The 22,197-nt window shown below is 74.7% G+C and carries 9 protein-coding genes; all 9 read left to right on the top strand.

Annotation, left to right across the window (positions count from 1 at the left end; translation table 11 throughout):
• Positions 1-59 precede the first annotated feature (59 nt).
• The 9 genes from ACFVTF_RS02630 to sbnB all read left to right on the top strand — a co-directional run bounded on the left by ACFVTF_RS02630 (position 60) and on the right by sbnB (position 22,155).
• A complete protein-coding gene (locus ACFVTF_RS02630) occupies positions 60-8,021 on the top strand; it encodes an amino acid adenylation domain-containing protein (protein ID WP_387808039.1) in 7,962 nt (2,653 codons plus the stop codon).
• The gene (locus ACFVTF_RS02625) at positions 8,018-15,364 is read left to right on the top strand and encodes an amino acid adenylation domain-containing protein (RefSeq protein ID WP_387808036.1); all 7,347 of its coding nucleotides are present in this window, start codon (positions 8,018-8,020) and stop codon (positions 15,362-15,364) included. Before ACFVTF_RS02630 ends, ACFVTF_RS02625 begins: the two co-directional genes overlap by 4 nt.
• Positions 15,365-15,414: 50 nt before the next feature.
• On the top strand, positions 15,415-15,618 hold the full coding sequence (locus ACFVTF_RS02620; protein ID WP_063348727.1) for an MbtH family protein: 204 nt from the start codon (positions 15,415-15,417) through the stop codon (positions 15,616-15,618).
• A gap of 287 nt (positions 15,619-15,905) precedes the next feature.
• On the top strand, positions 15,906-16,154 hold the full coding sequence (locus tag ACFVTF_RS02615) for an acyl carrier protein (RefSeq protein ID WP_063348726.1): 249 nt from the start codon (positions 15,906-15,908) through the stop codon (positions 16,152-16,154).
• A 61-nt stretch (positions 16,155-16,215) separates the two neighbouring features.
• The gene (locus ACFVTF_RS02610; protein WP_371518138.1) at positions 16,216-17,484 is read left to right on the top strand and encodes a beta-ketoacyl synthase; all 1,269 of its coding nucleotides are present in this window, start codon (positions 16,216-16,218) and stop codon (positions 17,482-17,484) included.
• A gap of 2 nt (positions 17,485-17,486) precedes the next feature.
• Positions 17,487-18,608, top strand: coding sequence for a beta-ketoacyl synthase N-terminal-like domain-containing protein (locus ACFVTF_RS02605; protein WP_107452908.1), 1,122 nt, complete (start codon positions 17,487-17,489; stop codon positions 18,606-18,608).
• Positions 18,605-19,333, top strand: a complete 729-nt coding sequence (gene fabG, locus ACFVTF_RS02600; protein ID WP_387808031.1) for a 3-oxoacyl-ACP reductase FabG — start codon at positions 18,605-18,607, stop codon at positions 19,331-19,333. The genes ACFVTF_RS02605 and fabG overlap by 4 nt, the downstream gene beginning before the upstream one ends.
• Before the next feature lie 11 nt (positions 19,334-19,344).
• Positions 19,345-21,045 carry a phytoene desaturase family protein gene (locus tag ACFVTF_RS02595; RefSeq protein WP_387808029.1) on the top strand — a complete coding sequence of 567 codons (1,701 nt, stop codon included), beginning with the start codon at positions 19,345-19,347 and terminating at the stop codon, positions 21,043-21,045.
• A 78-nt stretch (positions 21,046-21,123) separates the two neighbouring features.
• Entirely contained in the window at positions 21,124-22,155 is a 1,032-nt protein-coding gene (gene sbnB / locus ACFVTF_RS02590; protein ID WP_387808026.1) for a 2,3-diaminopropionate biosynthesis protein SbnB, read from the top strand.
• Positions 22,156-22,197 lie beyond the last annotated feature (42 nt).

Genomic DNA, 22,197 nt, shown 5'->3' with positions numbered 1-22,197 from the left:
TCAGAGGGTCGAGAGTTTTCAAGGCGGGGCTGAGGCTGAGAATGACGGAGAGCAAAGCAGTGACGACTAACCGGAACGCTGTCCTTCCGCTCACCGCGGCACAGGCCGAGATCTGGTTCGACGAGCAGTTCGCCGCCGGGCCACTGGCCTACAACATGGCGGACTACATCGATCTGCGCGGACCGCTCGACGCCGAGCTGCTCGGACGGGCGCTGCAACGCCTCGGCCACGAGGCCGAGGGGCTGCGGGTGCAGTTCGTCGAGGAGGACGGCGCCCCCGGCCAGATCATCCGCCCGCTCGCCCAGCTCCCGCTCAGGACGCTGGACTTCAGCGGCGAGGCGGAGCCGTCGGAGGCCGCCGAGCGGTGGATGCGGGCCGACCACGCCGACCCGATGGAGGTCACCGACTTCCCGCTGTTCCGCGGCGCGCTGATCAGGCTCGCCCCGGAGCACCACCTGCTCTACCTGTGCATGCACCACATCCTCGCGGACGGCTTCAGCCGCTCGCTGCTCTACCCCAAGCTGTCCAGCGCCTACACCCGGCTGGCCGCCGGCGAGGGCCCGGCCGAGCTGGACGCCGACGCCATGCCGGCCTTCCACCGGCTGCTGGACGCCGAGCGCAAGTACCTCGACTCGTCGATGGTCGAGAAGGACCGCGCCTACTGGACGGACCGCCTCACCTCCGACCGGCACGGCCCGGTGCCCGAGCTGGTCTCGCTCTCCGAGCAGGAGCCGGCCCCCGGCCGGGTCGCGCTGCGCGAGACCGCCCGGCTCTCCCCCGCGACCACGGCCGCGCTGCACGCCCTCGCCCAGGACGGCAAGGTCACCATGCCGGTCCTGATGGTCGCCGCGATGGCCGCCTACACCCAGCGCGTCACCGGGGTCCCGGCGCCGCTGCTCACCCTGCCGGTCACCGGCCGGGTCGGCGCGGTCAGCCGCGAGATCCCCGGCATGCTCGCCAACTACCTGCCGCTGGCCGTCCGGGTGCGCCCGGAGATGACCCGCACCGAACTGCTGCGCGCGGCCTGGGTCGAGGTCGCCGGCACGCTGAAGCACCAGCGCTACCGCGGGGACAGGGTCCGCCGCGACATCGGCCTGCGGATCGACGACCAGCGTGCCTTCGGCCCGTTCATCAACGTGCTCAACCAGGACCCGGAGCTGGCCTTCGGCGACTGCCGCGGGGTCGTGGTCAACCTGTCCACCGGCATCGTCAAGGACCTCATCATGACGGTCCTGAACGCGGACGACGGCACCGTCGAGATCCACCTCGACGGCAACCCCGAGCTGTACGAGCCGGCCGAACTCGCCACCCACCTCGCCCGGTTCGCGACCTTCCTCGACGCCCTCGCCACCATGCCCGCGGACCGTCCGCTCGGCCAGGTGGGCCTGGGCGCGACCGGCGAACCGCTCGGGCTGCTCGGCGCCTGGGATCCGGCCACCGCCGCCGACCAGGGCCTGGTCGAGCGGGTCCGCGCCGTCGCGGCCGGTACGCCCGACGCGGTGGCCGTGGCCGACGGCGCCGAGCGGATCGACTACCGCGAACTGGTCGCCCGGGCGGCGGGCCTGGCCGCCCGGCTGACCGCCGCCGGGGTCACCACCGGTTCGGTGGTCGCGATGTTCGCCGAGCCCGGCGTCCCCTTCGTCACCGGCGTGCTGGCCGTCCAGGCCGCCGGCGGCGCCTACCTGCCGCTCGACCCGACCGCCCCCGCCGCCCGCAACACCGGGCTGCTGGAGGACAGCGGCGCCCGCCACCTGCTGGTCGGCGCCGGGTACGAGGCACAGGCCGCCGAGCTCACCGCCGGGGCGACCGCCGCCCTGCCGCTGACCGACCCGTCCGACTCCACCAGTGGCGCCGAACTCACCGCTGCCGGAGGCGGGTTGGACCTGGCGTACGTGATGTTCACCTCCGGCTCGACCGGCAAGCCCAAGGGCGCGATGGTCCAGCGCTCCGGCATGATGAACCACCTCTGGGCCAAGGTCGGCGACCTCGACCTGGCCGCCGGGGAGGGCGTCGTCCAGAACGCGCCGCTCACCTTCGACGTCTCCGTCTGGCAGATGCTCGCCCCGCTCATCGTCGGCGGCACCGTCCGGGTCTCCGGCACCGACATGGCCGCCGACCCGGCCGCCCTGTTCGGCATGGCCCGGGACGAGAAGATCGCCGTGCTGGAGGTCGTGCCCTCGCTGCTGCGCGCCGCCCTGGACGCCTGGGACCTCGACGGCACCGCCCCCGAACTCCCGGACCTGCGCTGGCTGATGGTCACCGGCGAAGCCCTCCCCGCCGACCTCTGCCACCGCTGGCACGCCCGCTACCCGCACGTTCCGATGATGAACGCCTACGGCCCGACCGAGTGCTCCGACGACGTCACCCACGCCGTCATCCGCGCCGGCGACACCCTCACCGCCCGCGTCCCCATCGGGACGGCGGTGCGCAACACCCGGCTGTACGTCCTCAGCGACGAACTCCAGCCCGTCCCCGTCGGCGTCCCCGGCGAGCTCTACATCGGCGGCGCCGGAGTCGGCCGCGGCTACCTCCACGACCCCGCCCGCACCGCGGGTACGTTCATGGCCGACCCCTACGCCGGACCCGGCACCCGGATGTACCGCACCGGCGACCGTGTCATCCAACGACCCGACGGCCAGCTGGAGTTCATCGAACGCCGCGACCACCAGGTCAAGATCCGCGGCCGCCGCGTCGAGACCGGCGAGATCGAAGCCGTCATCCGCTCCCTCGACACCGTCGCCGACACCGCCGTCGCCGTCCTCCCCGACGCCTCCGGCAACCCCCGCCTCATCGGCTACCTCACCGGCCCCGGCGTCGACCCCGCGCAGGTCCGGGCCGAACTCTCCCAACTGCTGCCCGGCTACATGATCCCGGCGTCCTGGCTCGTCCTCGACGCCATGCCGCTCACCCCCAACGGCAAGCTCGACCGCAAGGCCCTGCCCAAGCCCGCCCTCGCCGAGCAGGACACCCTCCGCGGCCCCCGCACCGAGCGCGAGCGGATCCTCTGCGACATCCTCGCCGAGGTCCTGGGCACCGGCCGGGTCGGCATCGACGAGGACTTCTTCGCCCTCGGCGGCGACAGCATCCGCTCCATCCAGGTCGTCAGCCGCGCCCACAAGGCCGGACTCACCCTCACCACCCGCGACATCTTCACCCACAAGACCGCCGCCGCCCTCGCCCGGGTCGCGGGCGGCGCCGACCCCACGGCGGCGACCGCGCCCGCCGAGGACGCCGGCGGCACCGGCCCGTACGAACTCACCCCGATCATGGGCCAGTTGCACGACGACACCACCAGCCTCACCGGCCCGGTCGTCAAGTACAGCCAGCACGTCGTCGTCCGGGTCCCCGCCGCCCTGGACGCCGACCTGCTCGACGCGGCCCTGCACACCCTGGTCGACCACCACGACGCGCTGCGCACCCGGGCCACCGAACCCGCCCCCGGCCTGTGGCACCTGGAGGCACTGGCCCCCGGCGCGCTCGCCGGCGTCCGCCTGGTCGCCACCGCCGAGAACGGCGCCGGCAGCGGCGCCGACGACCAGGACGCCCTCGGCTTCGCCGAGCGGCAGGCCGCCGCCGCCCGCGCCCGGCTCGACCCCGCCGCCGCCGTGATGATCCAGGCCGTGCTGATCGGCGCCGCCCCCGGCGCCGACACCGCCCTGCTGGTGCTCTCCGCCCACCACCTGGTCATCGACGGCGTGTCCTGGCGGATCCTGCTGCCCGACCTCGCCGCCGCCTGCGAGGCGCTGGCGGCCGGCCGCGCCCCCGCCCTCGACCCGGTCGGCACCTCCTACCGCGCCTGGTCCCAGCTGCTCGCCGCGCAGGCCCGCACCCAGGTCCGCGGCCCCGAACTCGCCCTCTGGCAGTCGATCCTGACCGGCCCCGACCCGCTGGTCGGCACCCACCGGCTCGACCCCGAGACGGACGTCTACGGCACCCAGCGCACCCTGCGCCTGGAGCTCGGCCCCGAGGTCACCGGCCCGCTGCTCACCGACGTCCCGGCGGCCTTCCACGCCGAGGTCAACGACGTCCTGCTGACCGGCCTCGCCCTCGCCGTCGCCGACTGGCGCCGCCGGCACGGCCGCGCCGACTACGCCCAGACCCTGATCGAGCTGGAGGGCCACGGCCGCGAGCAGCTCAGCGACGGCCTCGACCTGTCCCGCACCGTCGGCTGGTTCACCAGCGCCTTCCCGATGCGCCTCGACCCCGGCACGCTCGACTGGGACGAGCTCTGGGCCGGCGGCCCCGCCCTCGGCGCCGCCCTCAAGCGGATCAAGGAGCAGCTGCGCGCGCTGCCCGACCGCGGCGTCGGCTACGGCCTGCTGCGCTACCTCAACCCGCACGCCGCCCGCGCCCTGGCCGGCCACCACAAGCCGCAGATCGGCTTCAACTACATGGGCCGCTTCGACGCCCGCGAGGCCCGCCTCTGGGAGCCGGCCGGCGGCGACGGCGTGGTCGGCACCGGCGCCCACCCCGGCATGCCGCTGCCGCACCTGCTCGACGTCACCCCGGCCACCGAGGACCGGCACGACGGCCCGCACCTGATCGCCAACTGGTCCTGGGCCGGCCGGACCGTCGCCGAGGAGGACGCCCAGGACGTCGCGGCCACCTGGTTCCGCGCCCTCGAACTGCTCGCCCGGCACGCCACCGCCCCCGGTGCGGGCGGCCGCACCCCCTCCGACCTTCCGCTGGTCGCCCTGGCCCAGGACGAGATCGAGGAGTACGAGGCCGAGCTCGCCGAGGCCGGCACCGCCCTCGCCGACGTCCTGCCGCTCACCCCGCTCCAGCAGGGCATGCTCTTCCACGCCGACTACGACACCGCCGCCGGGGGCGGCGCGGACGCGGTCGACGTCTACACCCTGCAGATCGTCGCCGACATCGAGGGCGACCTCGACGCCGACGCCCTGCGCGCCGCCGGGCAGGCCCTGCTCGACCGGCACCCGAACCTGCGCGCCGCCTTCCGCGCCCGGGCCACCGGGGAGCCCGTCCAGGTCATCGCCCAGCACGCCGAACTGCCCTGGCTGGACGCCGACCTGACCGACCTGCCGGAGCCCGCCCGGGCCGCCGAGCTGAGCCGCATCACCGAGGCCGAGCGCACCCGCCGCTTCGACCTGGCCGCGCCGCCGCTGCTGCGCTTCGCACTCGTCACCCACGGCGAGGGCCGGCACCGGTTCATCTGGACCAGCCACCACATCCTGGTCGACGGCTGGTCGATGCCGCTGCTCGTCCGCGAGCTGTTCGCGCTCTGCGCGCCCGGCGCGGACGTCGCGCTGCTGCCCGACCCGGCCCCGTACCGCTCGTACCTGGCCTGGCTGACCGCGCAGGACCGCACGGCCGCCCGGGCCGCCTGGCACGAGGTGCTGGCCGACGTCGACGAGCCCACCCTGCTCGTCCCCGCCGACCCGAGCCGCCTCCCGGTGCTGCCCGACGCGGTGCTCGCCGAGGTGCCGCGCGAGCTGACCGCCGCGCTCGCCGGCTGGGCCCGCACCCAGGGCCTGACCGTCAACACCGTGGTGCAGGGCTGCTGGGCGCTGCTGCTCGGCCGGCTCACCGGCCGCCAGGACGTGGTGTTCGGCGCCGTCACCTCCGGCCGCCCGGCCGAGGTCCCGGACGTCGAGTCGATGATCGGCATGTTCCTCACCACCGTGCCGGTCCGGGCCCGGCTGCACCCCGAGGCCACCCTCGCCGAACTGCTGCACGCCCTCCAGGACCAGCAGACCGCGCTGCTCCCGCATGAGCACCTCGGGCTCGCCGCGATCCACCAGGCCGCCGGCCTGTCCGGCGAGGTCTTCGACACCGTGGTGCTGTTCGAGAACTTCCCGCTGGACGAGAACGGCCTCGACACCGGCGTCGCCGACGGCCCGCGCATCGTCCGCACCGAGGCCCTGGACGCCCGGCACCACCCGCTGAGCCTGGTGGTCCACCCCGGCGACAGCCTGCACCTGCGGCTGGACTACAACCCCGGCCTGTTCGGCCGGGCCGAGGTCGAGCGGGTCTCGGCGATCTTCCAGCACCTGCTGCGGACCGTCGCCGAGCGGCCAGGACTGCCGCTCGCCCAGGTCGACGTGACCGGCCCGGCGGACCTCACCGGCACCGGCACCCCCGGCGAGCTGGGCGGACTGCTCGGCGCCTGGGACCCGTCGATCCCCGAGGAGAGCCTCGGCGTCGTCGAGCGGGTGCGCGCCGTCGCCGCCCGCACCCCCGAGGCGACCGCCGTCACCGACGGCGCCGGCTCGCTGAGCTACCGGGAGCTGGTCGAGGCGGCCGGCGGCCTGTCCGCGGGCCTCGCCGAGGCCGGGGTCACCACCGGCTCGGTGGTCGCGATGCTCGCCGAGCCCGGTGTCCCGTTCATCACCGGCGTGCTGGGCGTGATCGGCGCCGGCGGCGCCTACCTGCCGCTCGACCCGGCCGCCCCCGCCGCCCGCAACACCGGGCTGCTGGAGGACGGCGGCGCCCGCCACCTGCTGGTCGGCGCCGGGTACGAGGAGCAGGCCGCCGAGTTCGCCGCCGCCGTCCAGGGCGGGCCGGTCACCGTCATCGGCCTGGAGCAGGCCGCCGGCGCGCGGGCCCTGCCCGACTGCGTGGGCACCGGGCTGGACCTGGCGTACGTGATGTTCACCTCCGGCTCGACCGGCAAGCCCAAGGGCGCGATGGTCCAGCGCTCCGGCATGATGAACCACCTCTGGGCCAAGGTCGGGGACCTCGACCTGGCCGCCGGGGAGGGCGTCGTCCAGAACGCGCCGCTCACCTTCGACGTGTCGGTGTGGCAGATGCTCGCCCCGCTGGTCGTCGGCGGCACCGTCCGGGTCTCGGGGACGGAGATGGCCGCCGACCCGGCCGCCCTGTTCGGGATGGCGCGGGACGAGAAGATCGCCGTGCTGGAGGTCGTGCCCTCGCTGCTGCGTGCCGCCCTGGACGCCTGGGACACCGAGGGCGACGCCCCCGAACTCCCGGACCTGCGCTGGCTGATGGTCACCGGCGAGGCCCTCCCCGCCGACCTGTGCCGACGGTGGCACGCCCGCCACCCGCACGTTCCGATGATGAACGCCTACGGCCCGACCGAGTGCTCCGACGACGTCACCCACGCGATCATCCGCGCCGGCGACACGTTCACCGCCCGCGTCCCCATCGGGACGGCGGTGCGCAACACCCGGCTGTACGTCCTCAGCGACGAACTCCAGCCCGTCCCCGTCGGCGTCCCCGGCGAGCTCTACATCGGCGGCGCCGGAGTCGGCCGCGGCTACCTCCACGACCCCGCCCGCACCGCGGGCACCTTCATGGCCGACCCCTACGCCGGACCCGGCACCCGGATGTACCGCACCGGCGACCGCGTCATCCAACGACCCGACGGCCAGCTGGAGTTCATCGAACGCCGCGACCACCAGGTCAAGATCCGCGGCCGCCGCGTCGAGACCGGCGAGATCGAAGCCGTCATCCGCTCCCTCGACACCGTCGCCGACACCGCCGTCGCCGTCCTCCCCGACGCCTCCGGCAACCCCCGCCTCATCGGCTACCTCACCGGCCCCGGCGTCGACCCTGATCTGATCCGCCGCCAACTGGCCGAGCTGCTGCCCGGGTACATGATCCCGGCGTCCTGGCTGGTGCTGCCCGCCATGCCGCTCACCCCCAACGGCAAGCTCGACCGCAAGGCCCTGCCCAAGCCCGCCCTGGGGGACCAGGAGGAGGCCCGCGCGCCGCGCACCGAGCGCGAGCAGGTGCTGACCGAGATCCTGGCCGAGGTCCTGGGCACCGGCCGGGTCGGCATCGACGAGGACTTCTTCGCCCTCGGCGGCGACAGCATCCGCTCCATCCAGGTCGTCAGCCGGGCCCGCAAGGCCGGACTCACCCTCACCACCCGCGACATCTTCACCCACAAGACCGCCGCCGCCCTCGCCCAGGTCGCCGAGGAGCAGGAGCAGAGCCCCGCCGAGTCCGCCCCGACGGAACCCGAAAGCAGTCTGATCACCCTGTCCGACGAGGAACTGGCCGATCTGGAATTCGAGTTGAATGAGGAACTTTCGTGACTACCGCCCCCAGCACCGGGTCGAAGATCAGCGAAGTACTTCCGCTCTCCCCCCTCCAGCAGGGGCTGCTGTTCCTGTCCTCGTACGACCAGGCCTCGCCCGACCTGTACACCCTCCAGTTCGTCGCGGAGATCGACGGGCCGGGCGCGGGTGACGGCGAGCAGCTCGCCGCCCGGCTGCGCACGGCCTCGGCCGCGCTGCTGCGCCGGCACCCCAACCTGCGGGCCTGCTTCCGCAACCGCAAGACCGGCGAGCCCGTCCAGGTCGTCCTCAAGGAGACCGAGGTCGAGCCGGAGTGGCAGCTGCACGACCTCACCCACCTGCCCGAGGCCGACCGGGAGGCGGCGGCGCAGCGGCTGACCCGCGAGGACCGGCTGCGCCGGTTCGACCTGGCGCGGCCGCCACTGATGCGGTTCACCCTGATCCGGCTCGGCGCGGGGCACCACCGGTTCCTCTGGTCGGTGCACCACATCGTCATGGACGGCTGGTCGTTCCCGCTGGCCGTCCGCGAGCTGGTGCTGCTCGGCGACGAGGCGGGCGCGGCGGCGCTGCCCGCGCCCGCGCCGTACCGCTCGTTCCTGACCTGGCTGAACGGCCGCGACCGGGACGCCGCGCGGGCGGCCTGGGCGCAGCTGCTGGACGGCCTGGACGGGCCGGTCCGGGCGCTGCCCGGCGCCGGTGACGGCGACTCCCTGGAACTGCCGTCGCTCGTCCGGGGGTTCCTGTCGCCGGAGCGCACCGCGGCGCTCGCCGGCTGGGCGCGCGGCCGGAGCCTGACCCTCAACACCGTGGTGCAGGGCTGCTGGGCGCTGCTGCTCGGCCGGCTCACCGGCCGCGAGGACGTGGTGTTCGGGTCGGTCACCTCCGGCCGCCCGGCCGAGGTCCCGGACGTCGAGTCGATGATCGGCCTGTTCGCCAACACCCTGCCGGTCCGCGCCGACCTGCGCCCGGACCAGCGGGCGAGTGAGCTGTTCGAGGCGCTGGCCCGCCAGCAGCTCGCGATGATGCCGCACGAGCACCTGCCGCTCGCCGAGGCGCAGGCCGCCTCCGGCGTCCAGGGCGAGCTGTTCGACACCGTCCTCGCCTTCCAGAGCTACCCGCTGGACGAGGCCGCGCTGTTCCGCGAGTCGGGCGGCACCGTCAGCACCGCCCAGGTGCTCTCGGCCACCCACTACCCGCTGAGCCTCACCGTCTTCCCCGGCGAGCGGCTGGACCTGCACCTCGCCTACCGGGCCTCGGCCTTCGCCGCGAACCCCGAGGGCCCCACCGAGGACCCCACCGAGGACCCCGCCGAGGGCCCGCGGCCGTCCGCGCAGCGCGTCCTGGACCGGCTGGTCCGCGTCCTGGAGCAGGTCGCCGACGACCCGCAGACCCCGCTCGCCCGGCTCGGCGCGCCCGAGCCCGCCGAACTGGCCCGCATCCTCGGCGAGTGGAGCGGCGCCTCGGCCGCCCCCCGGGAGCCCGCGCGGCGCGCCACCGTCGCGGAGCTGTTCGCCGAGCAGGCCGCCCGCACCCCGGACGCCGTCGCGGTCACCGCCCCCGGCGAGGCCGCCCTCAGCTACCGCGAGCTGGACGAGCGGGCCAACCGGCTCGCCCACCTGCTCGCCGCCCGCGGCGCCGGCCCGGAGAGCCTGGTGGCCGTCGCGCTGCCGCGCGGCACCCGGCTGATCGTCGCCGTCCTGGCCGTCCTCAAGGCGGGCGCGGCCTACCTGCCGCTGGAGCCCGGCCACCCGGCCGACCGGATCGGCTACACCCTGCGCGACGCCCGTCCGGCGCTGCTGCTGACCGCCGGCGGCGTGCTGCCCGAACCGCCGGAAGCCCCGGACCTGCCGCGCCCGGACCTGCCGCGTCTGGACCTGGACGCCCCGGAGACGGCCGCCGCGCTGGCCGCCCACCCGGCGACCGCCCCGGACACCGCGGCCACCCCCGAGCACCCGGCCTACGTCATCTACACCTCCGGCTCCACCGGCCGCCCCAAGGGCGTCGTGGTGCCGCACCAGAACGTGGCGCGGCTGCTGGAGGCCACCGACGACTGGTTCGACTTCGGCCCCGGCGACGTGTGGACGCTGTTCCACTCCATCGCCTTCGACTTCACCGTCTGGGAGCTGTGGGGCGCACTGCTGCGCGGCGGCCGGCTGGTCGTGGTGCCGTACGACGTGTCGCGCTCCCCCGACGCCTTCCTGGACCTGCTCGCCGAGGAGCGGGTGACCGTCCTCAACCAGACGCCGTCCGCCTTCTACCAGCTGATGCGCGCCGACGCCGACCGCCCGCGCCCGCTCGCCCTGCGGACCGTGGTGTTCGGCGGCGAGGCGCTGGACATCGGCAAGCTCGCCGACTGGTACACCCGGCACGCCGACGACGCGCCGCGCCTGGTCAACATGTACGGCATCACCGAGACCACGGTGCACGTCTCCTACCAGGAGCTGGACGCCCCGACGGCCGCCGCCGGCGGCGGCAGCGTGATCGGGCGCGGCATCCCGGACCTGCGGGTCTACCTGCTCGACGGCGCCCTGCGGCCCGTCCCGGCCGGCGTGCCCGGCGAGCTGTACATCACCGGCCCCGGCCTGGCCCGCGGCTACCTGCGCCGCCCCGACCTCACCGCGGCCCGCTTCGTCGCCTGCCCGTTCGAGCCCGGCGGCACCCGGATGTACCGCACCGGCGACCTCGGCCGCTGGCGGGCCGACGGCACCCTGGAGTACCTGGGCCGCGCCGACGAGCAGGTCCAACTGCGCGGCTTCCGCATCGAGTTGGGTGAGATCGCGACCGTCCTCGGCCGCCACCCCGCGGTCGCCGAGGCGGCCGTGGTCGCCCGCGAGGACCGGCCCGGCGACCAGCGCCTGGTCGCCTACGTGGTGCCCCGCGACGGCGCGGACCCGGCCGGGCTGCGGGAGTTCGCCGCCGAGCGGCTGCCCGAGTACATGGTCCCGGCGGCCGTGGTCCCGCTCGCCGCGCTGCCGCTGACCGCCAACGGCAAGCTCGACCGCCGCGCCCTGCCCGCCCCCGCGTACACCACCTCGGCCCGCGGCCCGCGCACCGCCGAGGAGGAGCAGCTCTGCGGCGTCTTCGCCGAGGTGCTCGGACTCGACCGGGTCGGCGTCGACGACGACTTCTTCACCCTCGGCGGCCACTCGCTGCTCGCCACCCGGATCGTCAACCGGGTCCGCGCCGGACTCGGCGCCGAACTCCAGGTGCGGGACCTCTTCGAGGCCCCCTCCCCCGCCCGCCTCGCCGAACGGCTGGCCGCCGCCGCACCCGGCCGCGCCCCGCTCACCGCCGGGCCCCGCCCGGCCGTGCTGCCGCTGTCGTACGCGCAGCAGCGGCTCTGGTTCGTCGAGCACCTGGGCACACCCGGCGGGCTGTACGCCATCCCGCTGGCGATCCGCCTCTCCGGGCGGCTCGACGTCACCGCCCTGGCGGGCGCCCTGCACGACGTGGTCACCCGGCACGAGGCGCTGCGCACCGTCTTCCCGCAGCGCGCGCCCGAGAGCACCGGGTCCGGGACCGCCCCCGAGGCCACCGGCAGCGGACCGGCCGAGCAGCGGGTGCTCACCCCGGCCGAGGCCGCCGTCCCGCTCCCGGTGAGCGAGACCACCGAGGCGGGCCTGCCCGCCGCCCTCGCCGCCGAGGCCGCGCACGGCTTCGACCTGGAGCGCCACCTCCCGCTCCGCGCCCGGCTGTTCCGGCTCGGCCCGGACGAGCACGTGCTGACGATCGTCCTGCACCACATCGCCGGCGACGGCTGGTCGCTCGCCCCGCTCACCCGCGACCTCACCGCGTACTACCGGGCCCGGGTGGCCGGCCGCCCGGCCCAACTGCCGCCGCTGCCCGTCCAGTACGCCGACTACGCCCTGTGGCAGCGCGCACTGCTCGGCGCGGAGGACGACCCGCGGAGCGAACTCACCCGCCAACTCGGCTACTGGACCGAGACGCTGAAGGGCCTGCCGGAGGAACTGGCACTGCCCTTCGACCACCCGCGCGGCACCCGGGCCGAGCACCGCGGCGACGTCGTGCGCACCACCGTGCCGCAGCCGCTCACCGCCGAGCTGCACCGGCTCGCCGCCGCCTGGGGCGTCAGCGTCTTCATGCTGCTGCGGGCCGGGCTCGCCGCCCTGCTCACCCGGCTCGGCGCGGGCACCGACATCCCGCTCGGCAGCCCGGTCGCCGGCCGCACCGACGAGCGGCTCGACGAGCTGGTCGGCATGTTCGTCAACACCCTGGTGCTGCGCACCGACACCTCCGGCGACCCCGGTCTGCGCGAACTCGCCGAACGGGTCCGGGCCTACGACCTGGCCGCCCACCAGCACCAGGACGTGCCCTTCGAGAAGCTCGTCGAGGTGCTCAACCCCGAGCGCTCGATGGCCCGGCACCCGCTGTTCCAGGTGATGCTGGGCTTCCAGCAGGCCGGCCCGGCCCCGGCGCCCGAGGACGACCCGGAACTCGCCGTGGCCGAGCAGCCGGTGCCCGTCCGGACGGCCAAGTGGGACCTGTTCTTCCAGCTCACCGAGCAGGCCGGCGGCGCGCTCGCGCTCGCCGTCGAGTACCGCACCGACCTGTTCGAGCCCGCCACCGCCCGCCGGATCACCGACGCCTACCTGCGGCTGCTCGCCGCCGCCCTCGCCGAGCCCGCCCGGCCGCTGTCCCGGCTGGACCTGCTCGGGCCCGAGGAGGAGGCCGAACTGCTCGCCCTCGGCACCCACCGGGCCGGCACCCCGCGCAGCACCCTCACCGCCCTGGTGGACCGCCGGATCGCGGCCACCCCGGACGCGGTCGCGCTGGTCCACACCGAGCCCGGCCACCCCGACCGGCTGCGGCACACCAGCTACGCCGAACTGGACGCCGAGGCCAACCGCCTGGCCCACCTGCTGACCGCGCGCGGCGCCCGCCGGGGCGACCTGGTGGCGCTGCGCCTGGAGCGCGGCCCGGCCGTGGTGAGCACCCTGCTGGCGATCGCCCGCACCGGCGCGGCCTACCTGCCGATCGACCCGTCCTACCCCGACGAGCGGGTCCGCGACATGCTGGCCGACAGCGGCGCCCGACTGCTCGTCACCGAACGGTCCCTGGCCGGGCGGGAGCTCCCCGCCGGGGTCGTCACGCTGCTCCTGGACGCCCCCGAGACCCTGGCCGACCTGGCCGGCCGGCCCGTCACCGCCCCGGTGCCCGCCGCCCCGATCGACCCCGACGACCTGCTGTACGTCATCTACACCTCCGGCTCCACCGGCAAGCCGAAGGGCGTCGCGGTCCCGCACCGCGCCGCCGTCCGCCTGGTCCTGGGCCTGCCGGAGCTGGCGCCGACCGCCGCGGACACCTTCCTCTACTTCGCGCCGGTCGCCTTCGACGCCTCCACCTTCGAGATCTGGGGCGCGCTCGCCCACGGCGCCCGGGTGGCGGTCCACCCGCCCGGCCCGGCCGACCCGCAGGCCCTGGAGTCCTTCCTGGCCGCCGCCCGGGTGAGCGTCGCCTTCCTCACCACCCAGTTGTCCAACACCATCGCCGACACCCGGCCGCGCGCCCTGGCCCCGCTGCGGGCGCTGCTCACCGGCGGCGAGGCGCACTCCCGCGACCACCTGGACCGGCTGCGGGCCGCCCTGCCGGACACCACGGTGTTCAACGTGTACGGCCCCACCGAGACCACCACCTTCGCCACCGGCCAGGACCTCGGCCGCGCCGAGGGCACCGTCCCGATCGGCCTGCCGATCGGCGACACCTCCGCGTACGTCCTGGACGAGGCGCTGCGGCCGGTGCCGCGCGGCGTGGTCGGCGAGCTGTACCTGGCCGGCGAGGGCCTGGCCCGCGGCTACCTCGGCCGGCCCGGGCTGACCGCCGCCCGCTTCACCGCCTGCCCGTTCGGCGCCCCCGGCGAGCGCATGTACCGCACCGGCGACCTGGTCCGCTGGGACCGGCACGGCCGGATCGAGTACGTCGCCCGCGCCGACCAGCAGGTCAAGATCCGCGGCTACCGGGTCGAACTCGGCGAGATCGAACGGCTGCTGGCCGCGCACCCGGCCGTCGCCCGGGCCGCCGTCCTGGCCCCCGCCGACGCCGCCGGCCAGCGCCGCCTGGTCGCCTACCTGGTGCCCGCCGACGGCCGGCCGGCCCCCGGACCGGCCGAGCTGCAGGGCCACCTGGCCCGCTCGCTGCCCGGCCACATGGTGCCGGAGAGCTACACCGCGCTGCCGGAACTGCCGCTGAACGCCAACGGCAAGCTGGACGTCAAGGCCCTGCCCGCCCCCGCGGCCACCCCCTCCGCCCGCGCCCCGCGAGCGCCCCGCACCGAGCCGGAACGGCTGCTCTGCGCCGCCGTCGAGGAGGTCCTGGGCACGGGCCCGGTCGGCCCCGAGGACTCCTTCTTCGCCCTCGGCGGGGACAGTCTGAAGGCGATCCGGCTGGTCAACGCGGCCGGCCGGGCCGGGCTGCCGATCAGCCTCGGCGCGGTCTTCGAGCACCGCACCCTGGAGGCGCTGGCCGCGGCCGCCACCACCGGGGGCGGCGCGGTCGACCTGCTCGGGCCCGTCCTGCCGATCCGGCCCACCGGCGGGCGGCCCCCGCTGTTCTGCGTGCACGGCGGCCTGGGCTTCGCGATCCCGTTCGCGGCGCTCGCCGAGCACCTCGACCCGGAGCAGCCGGTCTACGGCCTCCAGGCCCGCGGCCTGTCCGACGACGGCCCGCTGCCGACCGACCTGGGCGACGTCGCCGAGGAGTACCTCGCCCGGGTGCGGGCCGTGCAGCCGCACGGCCCGTACCACCTGCTCGGCTGGTCCTACGGCGGCGTCGTGGCGCACGAGATGGCCGTCCGGCTGCACGCCGCCGGCGAGCAGGTGGCGTTCCTGGCCAACCTGGACGCCTACCCCGACGACGCCCTCGGGGCCCGGCCCAGCGACGCCGAGTTCCTCGCCGACTTCCTGGCCGAGGCCGGGGTCGACGCGGCGGAGCCGGAACGGCTCACCCCGCAAGGCGTCGCCGCGCACCTGGCCCGCACCGAAGGCCCCCTCGCCGCGCTCGAACCGGGTACGCTGGAACGGCTGCTGGGGGTCATGCGGAACAACCTGGAGCTGTTCCAGCGGTTCACCCCGGGCCGCTTCGACGGCTGCCCGATGACGCTCTTCGTCGCGGCCGGCGGCGATCCCCGCCCCACCCCGGAGGAGCGCGCCCTCAAGGTCAAGAGCTGGGAGCCGCACGTCGGTTCCGCCGTCCTCGCGCACGACGTGGACAGCGGACACCAACAGCTGCTGCAACCCGCCCCGGCGGCGGCGATCGGCGCGGTCGTGGAACACGCCCTCGCCGCCCTGGCCGCGAGCCCGACCGGCACCCCGACCGGCACCCCGACCGGCACCCCGACCACCTGACGCCCGGTCACCCCGGCACGTCCCGCGAACCCGAGATCTGGAGAACAGTCATGGCGAACCCCTTTGACCGCGAAGACGGCACCTTCCTCGTCCTCGTCAACGCGGAGGGGCAGCACTCCCTGTGGCCGTCCTTCGCCGCCGTCCCGGAGGGCTGGTCGGTGACCCTGGAGGCCACCGACCGGGCCACCGCCGTCGCCCACATCGAGGGCAACTGGACGGACATGCGCCCGCTCAGCCTCCAGCAGCAGGGCTGACCTGCCGGGCCCGCGCCCGGAATCCGGAAGAACGCCGCCGGACGGCTCCGACCCCGCCGCCCGCCGCACCCCCAGGGCCTTCGCCCGACGGTGCGGCGGGCGGCCGTTTTGTCCCCGACACCCCTCCCCACCAGGCACGCGACACCCCGCCAGGACCCGTCAGTGAGCGGTCAGTTGGACGTCATCGACCCGTCATCGGGCCTGACTAATTTGCTGCTCAGAGGCCCGGTTTCCGGGCACCCCAGGGCACCCGCGCAGGGAACCCGCGAAAACGGAGGAAAACGAGCATGACGACGGTAGCGCCGGAGCGTCTCACCCGGATCCGCGAAATCATCGCCGAGAACATCGACGTGCACACCGAGTTCGCCGACACCGCGCTGTTCGTCGACGAGCTGGGCGCCGACTCGCTGAAGCTCATCGACGTGCTCAGCGCCCTGGAGATGGAGTACTCCATCGTCATCGACATGAACGAGCTGCCGAAGATGGTGAACGTGGAGGCCACGTACCAGGTGACCGCGACGGCCGCCGGCTGGTGATCGGGGCGGGTTCCGGGACCGGAACCCCCGCCCGCAGGCATCCCACTGCTTAAGGAGTCCCATGTCCACCGCACAGTCACCAGCGGCACCCCGCGCCGGCGTGCCCGCCGACCGCCGCCGGGTCGTCCTCACCGGCCTCGGGGCGATCTCCAGCATCGGCACGGGCGTCGAGGAGTACACCGCGGGGCTGCGGTCCGGCCGCTCCGGTGCGCGGCCGATCACCCGGTTCGACACCGAGGGGTTCGGCCAGAACGTCGCCTGCGAGGTCCCCGACTTCGAGCCGGAGCGCTGGATCCGCAACGTCCCCCTCGACGACATGGGCCGCGCCGGACAGTTCGCCGTCGCCGCCGCCCGGATGGCCGTGGAGGACGCCGGGCTCACCGAGTCCGACCTCGGCGAGCGCCAGGCCGTCATCAGCGTCGGCACCACCGACGGCGAGGGTCACGACATCGGCGTGCTGGTCGAGCAGGAGCTCGCGGCCGGGGACCCGGAGGCCATGGACCCGGTGCTGTCCCGCCGGATCAACGCCGGCCGGCTCACCACCGTCATCGCCCGCGAGCTGCGGATGCCGAACGTGGAGCCGACCACCATCACCACCGCCTGCGCGGCGGGCAACTACTCGATCGGCTACGGGCTGGACGCGATCCGCTCCGGCGAGGTCGACATCGCGCTGTGCGGCGGCGCCGACGCCGTCTGCCGCAAGGCCTTCGCGCTGTTCAAGCGCTTCGGCGCGCTCACCCCGGACGTGGTCCGCCCGTTCGACAGGAACCGCCAGGGCATCCTGACCGGCGAGGGCGCGGGCATCCTCGTCCTGGAGAGCCTGGAGTCCGCCCTCGCCCGCGGCGCGCACATCTACGCCGAGGTGCTCGGGTACGGCCTTAGCTGCGACGCCGCCCACCCGACCGCGCCGAACCGCGACGGCATCGCGCGCGGCATCCGGCTCGCCCTGGACGACGCCGGGGTCGAGCGGGACGAGATCGACTTCATCTCCGCGCACGGCACCGGCACCAAGGCCAACGACAAGACCGAGTCGGCCGCCATCGTCGACGTGTACGGCGACGCACCGCCGCGCACCGTCGCGGTGAAGTCGATGCTCGGCCACTCGATGGGCGCGGCCAGCGCGCTCGGCGCGATCGCCTGCAGCCTCGCCATCGAGCACCAGTTCATCCCGCCGACCATCAACCACGTGGAGACCGACCCCGACTGCCCGCTGGACGTCGTGCCCAACCAGGCCGTCGACGCGGAGGTCCGGATCGTGGAGAACAACTCCAGCGCCTTCGCCGGCAACAACGCCATCCTGATTCTGGGCACGTACGGAGAGCGAGTCTGACGATGACCACCGCAGCCACCCCGGCGGCCCTGCCGCCGGAGACACTCGTCATCACCGGCTGGTCGGCCGTGTCGCCGTACGGCCTGACCCGCCAGGACTTCGCGTCCGGCGTGCGCGCCGGCGCCAAGACCGCCGTCAAGGCGGACGCCGCGCTCGGCACGCTGCCGTCGCCCGACGTCTGCCTGGTGCCCGGCTTCGACATCAAGGGCCTGCTCGGCCCCACCGGCACCGCCAAGATGGACCGGCTCACCGCGCTGGCCCTGGTCGCCTCCGACGGCCTGCTCAAGGACGCCGACGGCAACCGGGTGGTGGAGACCGACGACCGCACCGGTGTGGTCCTCGGCATCTCGATGGGCAGCCTGGAGAACGTCACCAACTTCCTCAAGCAGTCCTACACCAACGCGCTGCCCTTCCACGTCGACGCCGGCCGCATCCCCTTCGGCAGCCTCAACCACGCCGCCGGCGCCACCGCCATCCGGCACGACCTCAAGGGCCCCAACACCACCGTCGCCGGCGGCCGGGTCAGCGGCCTGCTCGCCCTCAACTACGCGCGGCGCCTGATGGGCCAGGGCCGGGCGACCAAGTACCTGGTCGGCTCCGCCGAGGAGTTCTCCGCCGCGCACGCCTGGATCGAGCACACCGCCGTCGCGGCCGGCGACTCCACGCCGCTGCTCGGCGAGGGCTGCGGCCTGTTCGTGGTCGAGCACGCCGGCACGGCCCAGCGCCCGGCGCTCGCCGCGGTGCTCGCGGTGGAGACCCGCGTCGACATCGACGACGACCCGAAGGCCGCCGTCACCGCCTGCGTGCAGCGCGCCCTGGCCCGCGCCGGCGTCACCGCCGACGAGGTCTGGGCCGCCGTGCCGTGCGCCGCGCCCACCGCGGCCGGCCGGGCCGAGTACGACGCGCTCGCCGCGCTGCTGCCGGCCGAGGCACTGGGCCGGGTCCCGTCCATGGAACTGCTCGGCGACACCAGCGCGGCCTCCGCGTCCTTCCAGATCCAGGCGGTGCTCGGCGTGGCCGAGGCCGACCCGGCGGCCCGGGGCCGGATCGCCCTGGTGTCCGCCGTCGACCGTGACGGCGCGGTGGGCTGCGCCGTCCTGAGACTCTTCGGGGAGCACGCGTGATCGCCCTGGTCAGCGGCGGGTCCCGGGGCATCGGCAAGGCCATCGTGCTGCGCCTGGCCCAGGACGGCTACGACGTCGCCTTCTGCTACCGCTCCAACGCCGACGCCGCCGAGCAACTCGTCGAGCAGGCCGGCGAGTTCGGCACCCGGATCACGGCCACCCAGTGCGACGTGGCCGACCCGGAGCAGGTCCGCGACTGGTACAACCGCACCGAGCGCGAGGTCGGCCCGGTGGACGCCGCCGTCACCTCGGCCGGCATCACCCGGGACCGCCCGGTCATCCTGATGCCGGAGGACGACTGGAACCAGGTCCTGCGCACCAACCTGGACGGCGTGTACCACGTGTGCCGCGCCGCCGCCTTCGCGATGAGCAAGCGCCGCAGCGGATCGATCGTCAACCTGTCCTCGGTGTCCGGCATCTACGGCAACCTCGGCCAGGCCAACTACGCCGCCTCCAAGGCCGGCATCATCGGCTTCACCAAGTCCCTCGCCAAGGAGTGCGGCCCGCGCGGCGTGCGCGCCAACGTGGTCGCACCGGGCCTGATCGCCACCGACATGGTCGGCGACATGTCCGACGCCGCGGTCGAGCGGATGCTGAAGAACGTCGCCCTCGGCCGGGCCGGCAAGCCCGAGGAGGTGGCCGACCTGGTCTCCTTCCTGCTCTCCGACCGCGCCGCCTACATCAGCGGGTCGGTCTTCGAGATCCACGGCGGCGGCACGTTCTGATGGGAGCACGAATGCAGGGGACCCAGGGACTGCGCGACCACTACGACGCGATCGTCGTCGGCAGCGGCATCGGCGGCCTGACCACCGCCGGCTACCTGGCGGCCGACGGGCGCAGCGTCCTCGTCCTCGAACAGCACGACATCGCCGGCGGCAACGCGCACGTGTTCCGCCGCCGGCGCAAGTACGAGTTCGACGTCGGCACGCACTACCTGGGCGACTGCGGCCCCGACGGGCACTTCCCCGCGATCCTGGCCGGCCTCGGCGTCCTGGACCGGGTGCGGTTCCGGCCGATGGACAACGAGCAGGGCTTCGACCGGATCATCACGCCCACCGCGACCGTCGACGTGCCGGCCGGCTGGGACGCCTACCGCGACCGGCTGCGGCAGGCCCTGCCCGAGGAGGCCGACCGGATCGCCGGCTTCCTCGAACTCGCCGAGAACGTGGCCGGCTCGACCCGCGCCGGCCTGAACGGCGTCTCCCTGGTCGACCTGTTCCGCAAGTCCCCGCAGACCATGCGCTGGTCCCGCCGCACCTTCGCCGACGCCCTGGGCCACTTCGGCCTCTCCGCCAAGGCGCGCACGCTGCTCGCGGCGCAGGCCGGCAACTACGGCACCATGCCCGACGGCATCAGCCTGGCCCACCACGCCTCGATGATGGACCACTACCTGCGCGGCGCGTACTACCCCGAGGGCGGCGGCCAGGCGATGGTCGCCGCGTTCGTCGAGGCGCTGGAGGCGCACGGCGGCGAACTGCGCACCCGCTGCGACGTCCGCCGCATCCTGATCGAGAACGGGCGCGCCACCGGCGTCGAACTCACCGACGGGCAGCGGGTCTCGGCCCCGCTGGTCATCTCCAACGCGGACTACCGGCGCACCGTCCTCGACCTGTGCGGCGGCGAGGACGCCTTCCCCTCCGAGGTGGTGGCCCGCACCCGCGCCGCGACCATGCGCGGCTCCTTCGTCTCGGTGTACATCGGGCTCGACACCGAACTGCCGGGCCTGCCCAACGCCAACCTCTGGTGGCACGACAGCGACGACATGGAGGGCGCGCACGCCGCCATGCTGGAGCGGTACGCGCGGGACGGCTCGATGGACTCGGTGCCGGCGCTCACCTTCTCCTTCGCCTCCCTCAAGGACCCGGGCGCCGCCGCCGTCTGCCCGCCCGGCCACAGCAACTTCCAGCTCATGACGGGCCTGCCGCCCGGCTACGGGTTCTGGGGCCTGGAGGGCGGCCCGGCCGACGGCGAGCCCTACCGCCGCAACGCCGCCTACCTCGCCCGCAAGCAGCAGCTCACCGAGGTCATGCTGGCCACCGCCGAGAAGGTCATCGGCCCGTTCCGGGAGCGCATCACCCACCTGGAGACGGCCACCCCGCTCACCCACGAACGCTACATCCGGGCCACCGGCGGCACCCCGTACGGCATGGCCAGCTGGGGCGGCTCCAGCCAGCGGCCGGACGTGCGCACCGAGGTCGAGGGCCTGTACGTGGTCGGCCAGAGCGTGCGCTACGGCAGCGGCATCGCCGCGGTCGCGAACAGCGGCATGGCCGCCGCCTCCGACATCATCGGCCGCGCGCTGCTGCGCGAGGTGTTCGGCGGCGCGGTGCTCGGCGACCCCTCCCGGCTGCCCGACCGCGGCCCGGACTGGGACCCGCTGGTGGTCTCGCGCGGGCGGGCGCGGCAGCGCGCCAAGGGCCTGGCCCGCATCGGCTGACCCCTCCTCCCTCCGTTTCCTCACCCTCCGATCCGCACCCCTCCGATCCGCACCCCTCCGACCAGGAGCACTGTTCCCATGAATCAGGTACCTCCCTTCGCCGTGGTCTCCGGCGCCCAGGTGCACGAGGCCCTCAGCGGGCACGAGGACGAGGTCGTCGCCACGGTCGAGGCCGCGTACCGGCTGCACGGCGAGGGGCAGACGGTCAACCCGGACTCGTACTTCCTGCGCTTCCCCGACCGCCCGTCCTCCCGGATCATCGCGCTGCCGGCCTCGGTCAAGGGCGAGGTCGGCGTGCACGGCATCAAGTGGATCTCCAGCTTCCCGGACAACGTGGCGGCCGGCCTGCCGCGCGCCTCGGCCGTCCTGATCCTCAACGACGCCGAGACCGGCTACCCGTTCGCCTGCCTGGAGAGCTCGATCATCAGCGCGGCGCGCACCGCCGCCTCCGCGGCCCTCGCGGCGGCCCGGCTCGCCGACGCCCGCGGCGAGCGCCCGACCCGGGTCGGCTTCTTCGGCGTCGGCCTGATCGCCCGCTACGTGCACACCTACCTCGCCGCCAACGGCTTCGACTTCACCGCGGCCGGCGTCCACGACCTGTCCGCCGAGCACGCCGAGGGCTTCTCCGACTACCTGCGCCGGGCCGAGGGCGAGGGCGTGGAGATCACCGTCCACGACAAGGCCGAGGACCTGATCCGCTCCAGCGACCTGGTGGTCTTCGCCACCGTCGCCGGCGAGCCGCACGTGACGGACCCGCAGTGGTTCTCGCACAACCCGCTGGTGCTGCACGTCTCGCTGCGCGACCTCTCCCCCGAGATCGTCCTCGACTCGTGGAACGTCGTCGACGACATCGAGCACTGCATGAAGGCCGGCACCTCGCCGCACCTGGCCGAACAGCTCGTCGGCCACCGCGAGTTCGTCGCCGGCACGCTCTACGACGTGCTCACCGGCACGATCACCCCGCCGTCCGACCGGCCGGTGGTCTTCTCCCCGTTCGGCCTCGGCGTGCTCGACATGGCCGTCGCCAAGCACGTCTACGACCGCGTCCTCGCGGCCGGGCAGCTGCACACCGTCCCGGACTTCTTCCACGAGCTCAAGCGCTACGGCTGAGCCCTCCCAGCCCCACCCCCGAGGCCCGTCCGCGCTCCCGGC

It is taken from the genome of Kitasatospora sp. NPDC057940 (assembly GCF_042887425.1).
Taxonomy (GTDB): Bacteria; Actinomycetota; Actinomycetes; order Streptomycetales; family Streptomycetaceae; genus Kitasatospora.
Note: the sequence above shows the minus strand (reverse complement) of the source record. Positions and strands in the feature narration are given on the sequence as shown.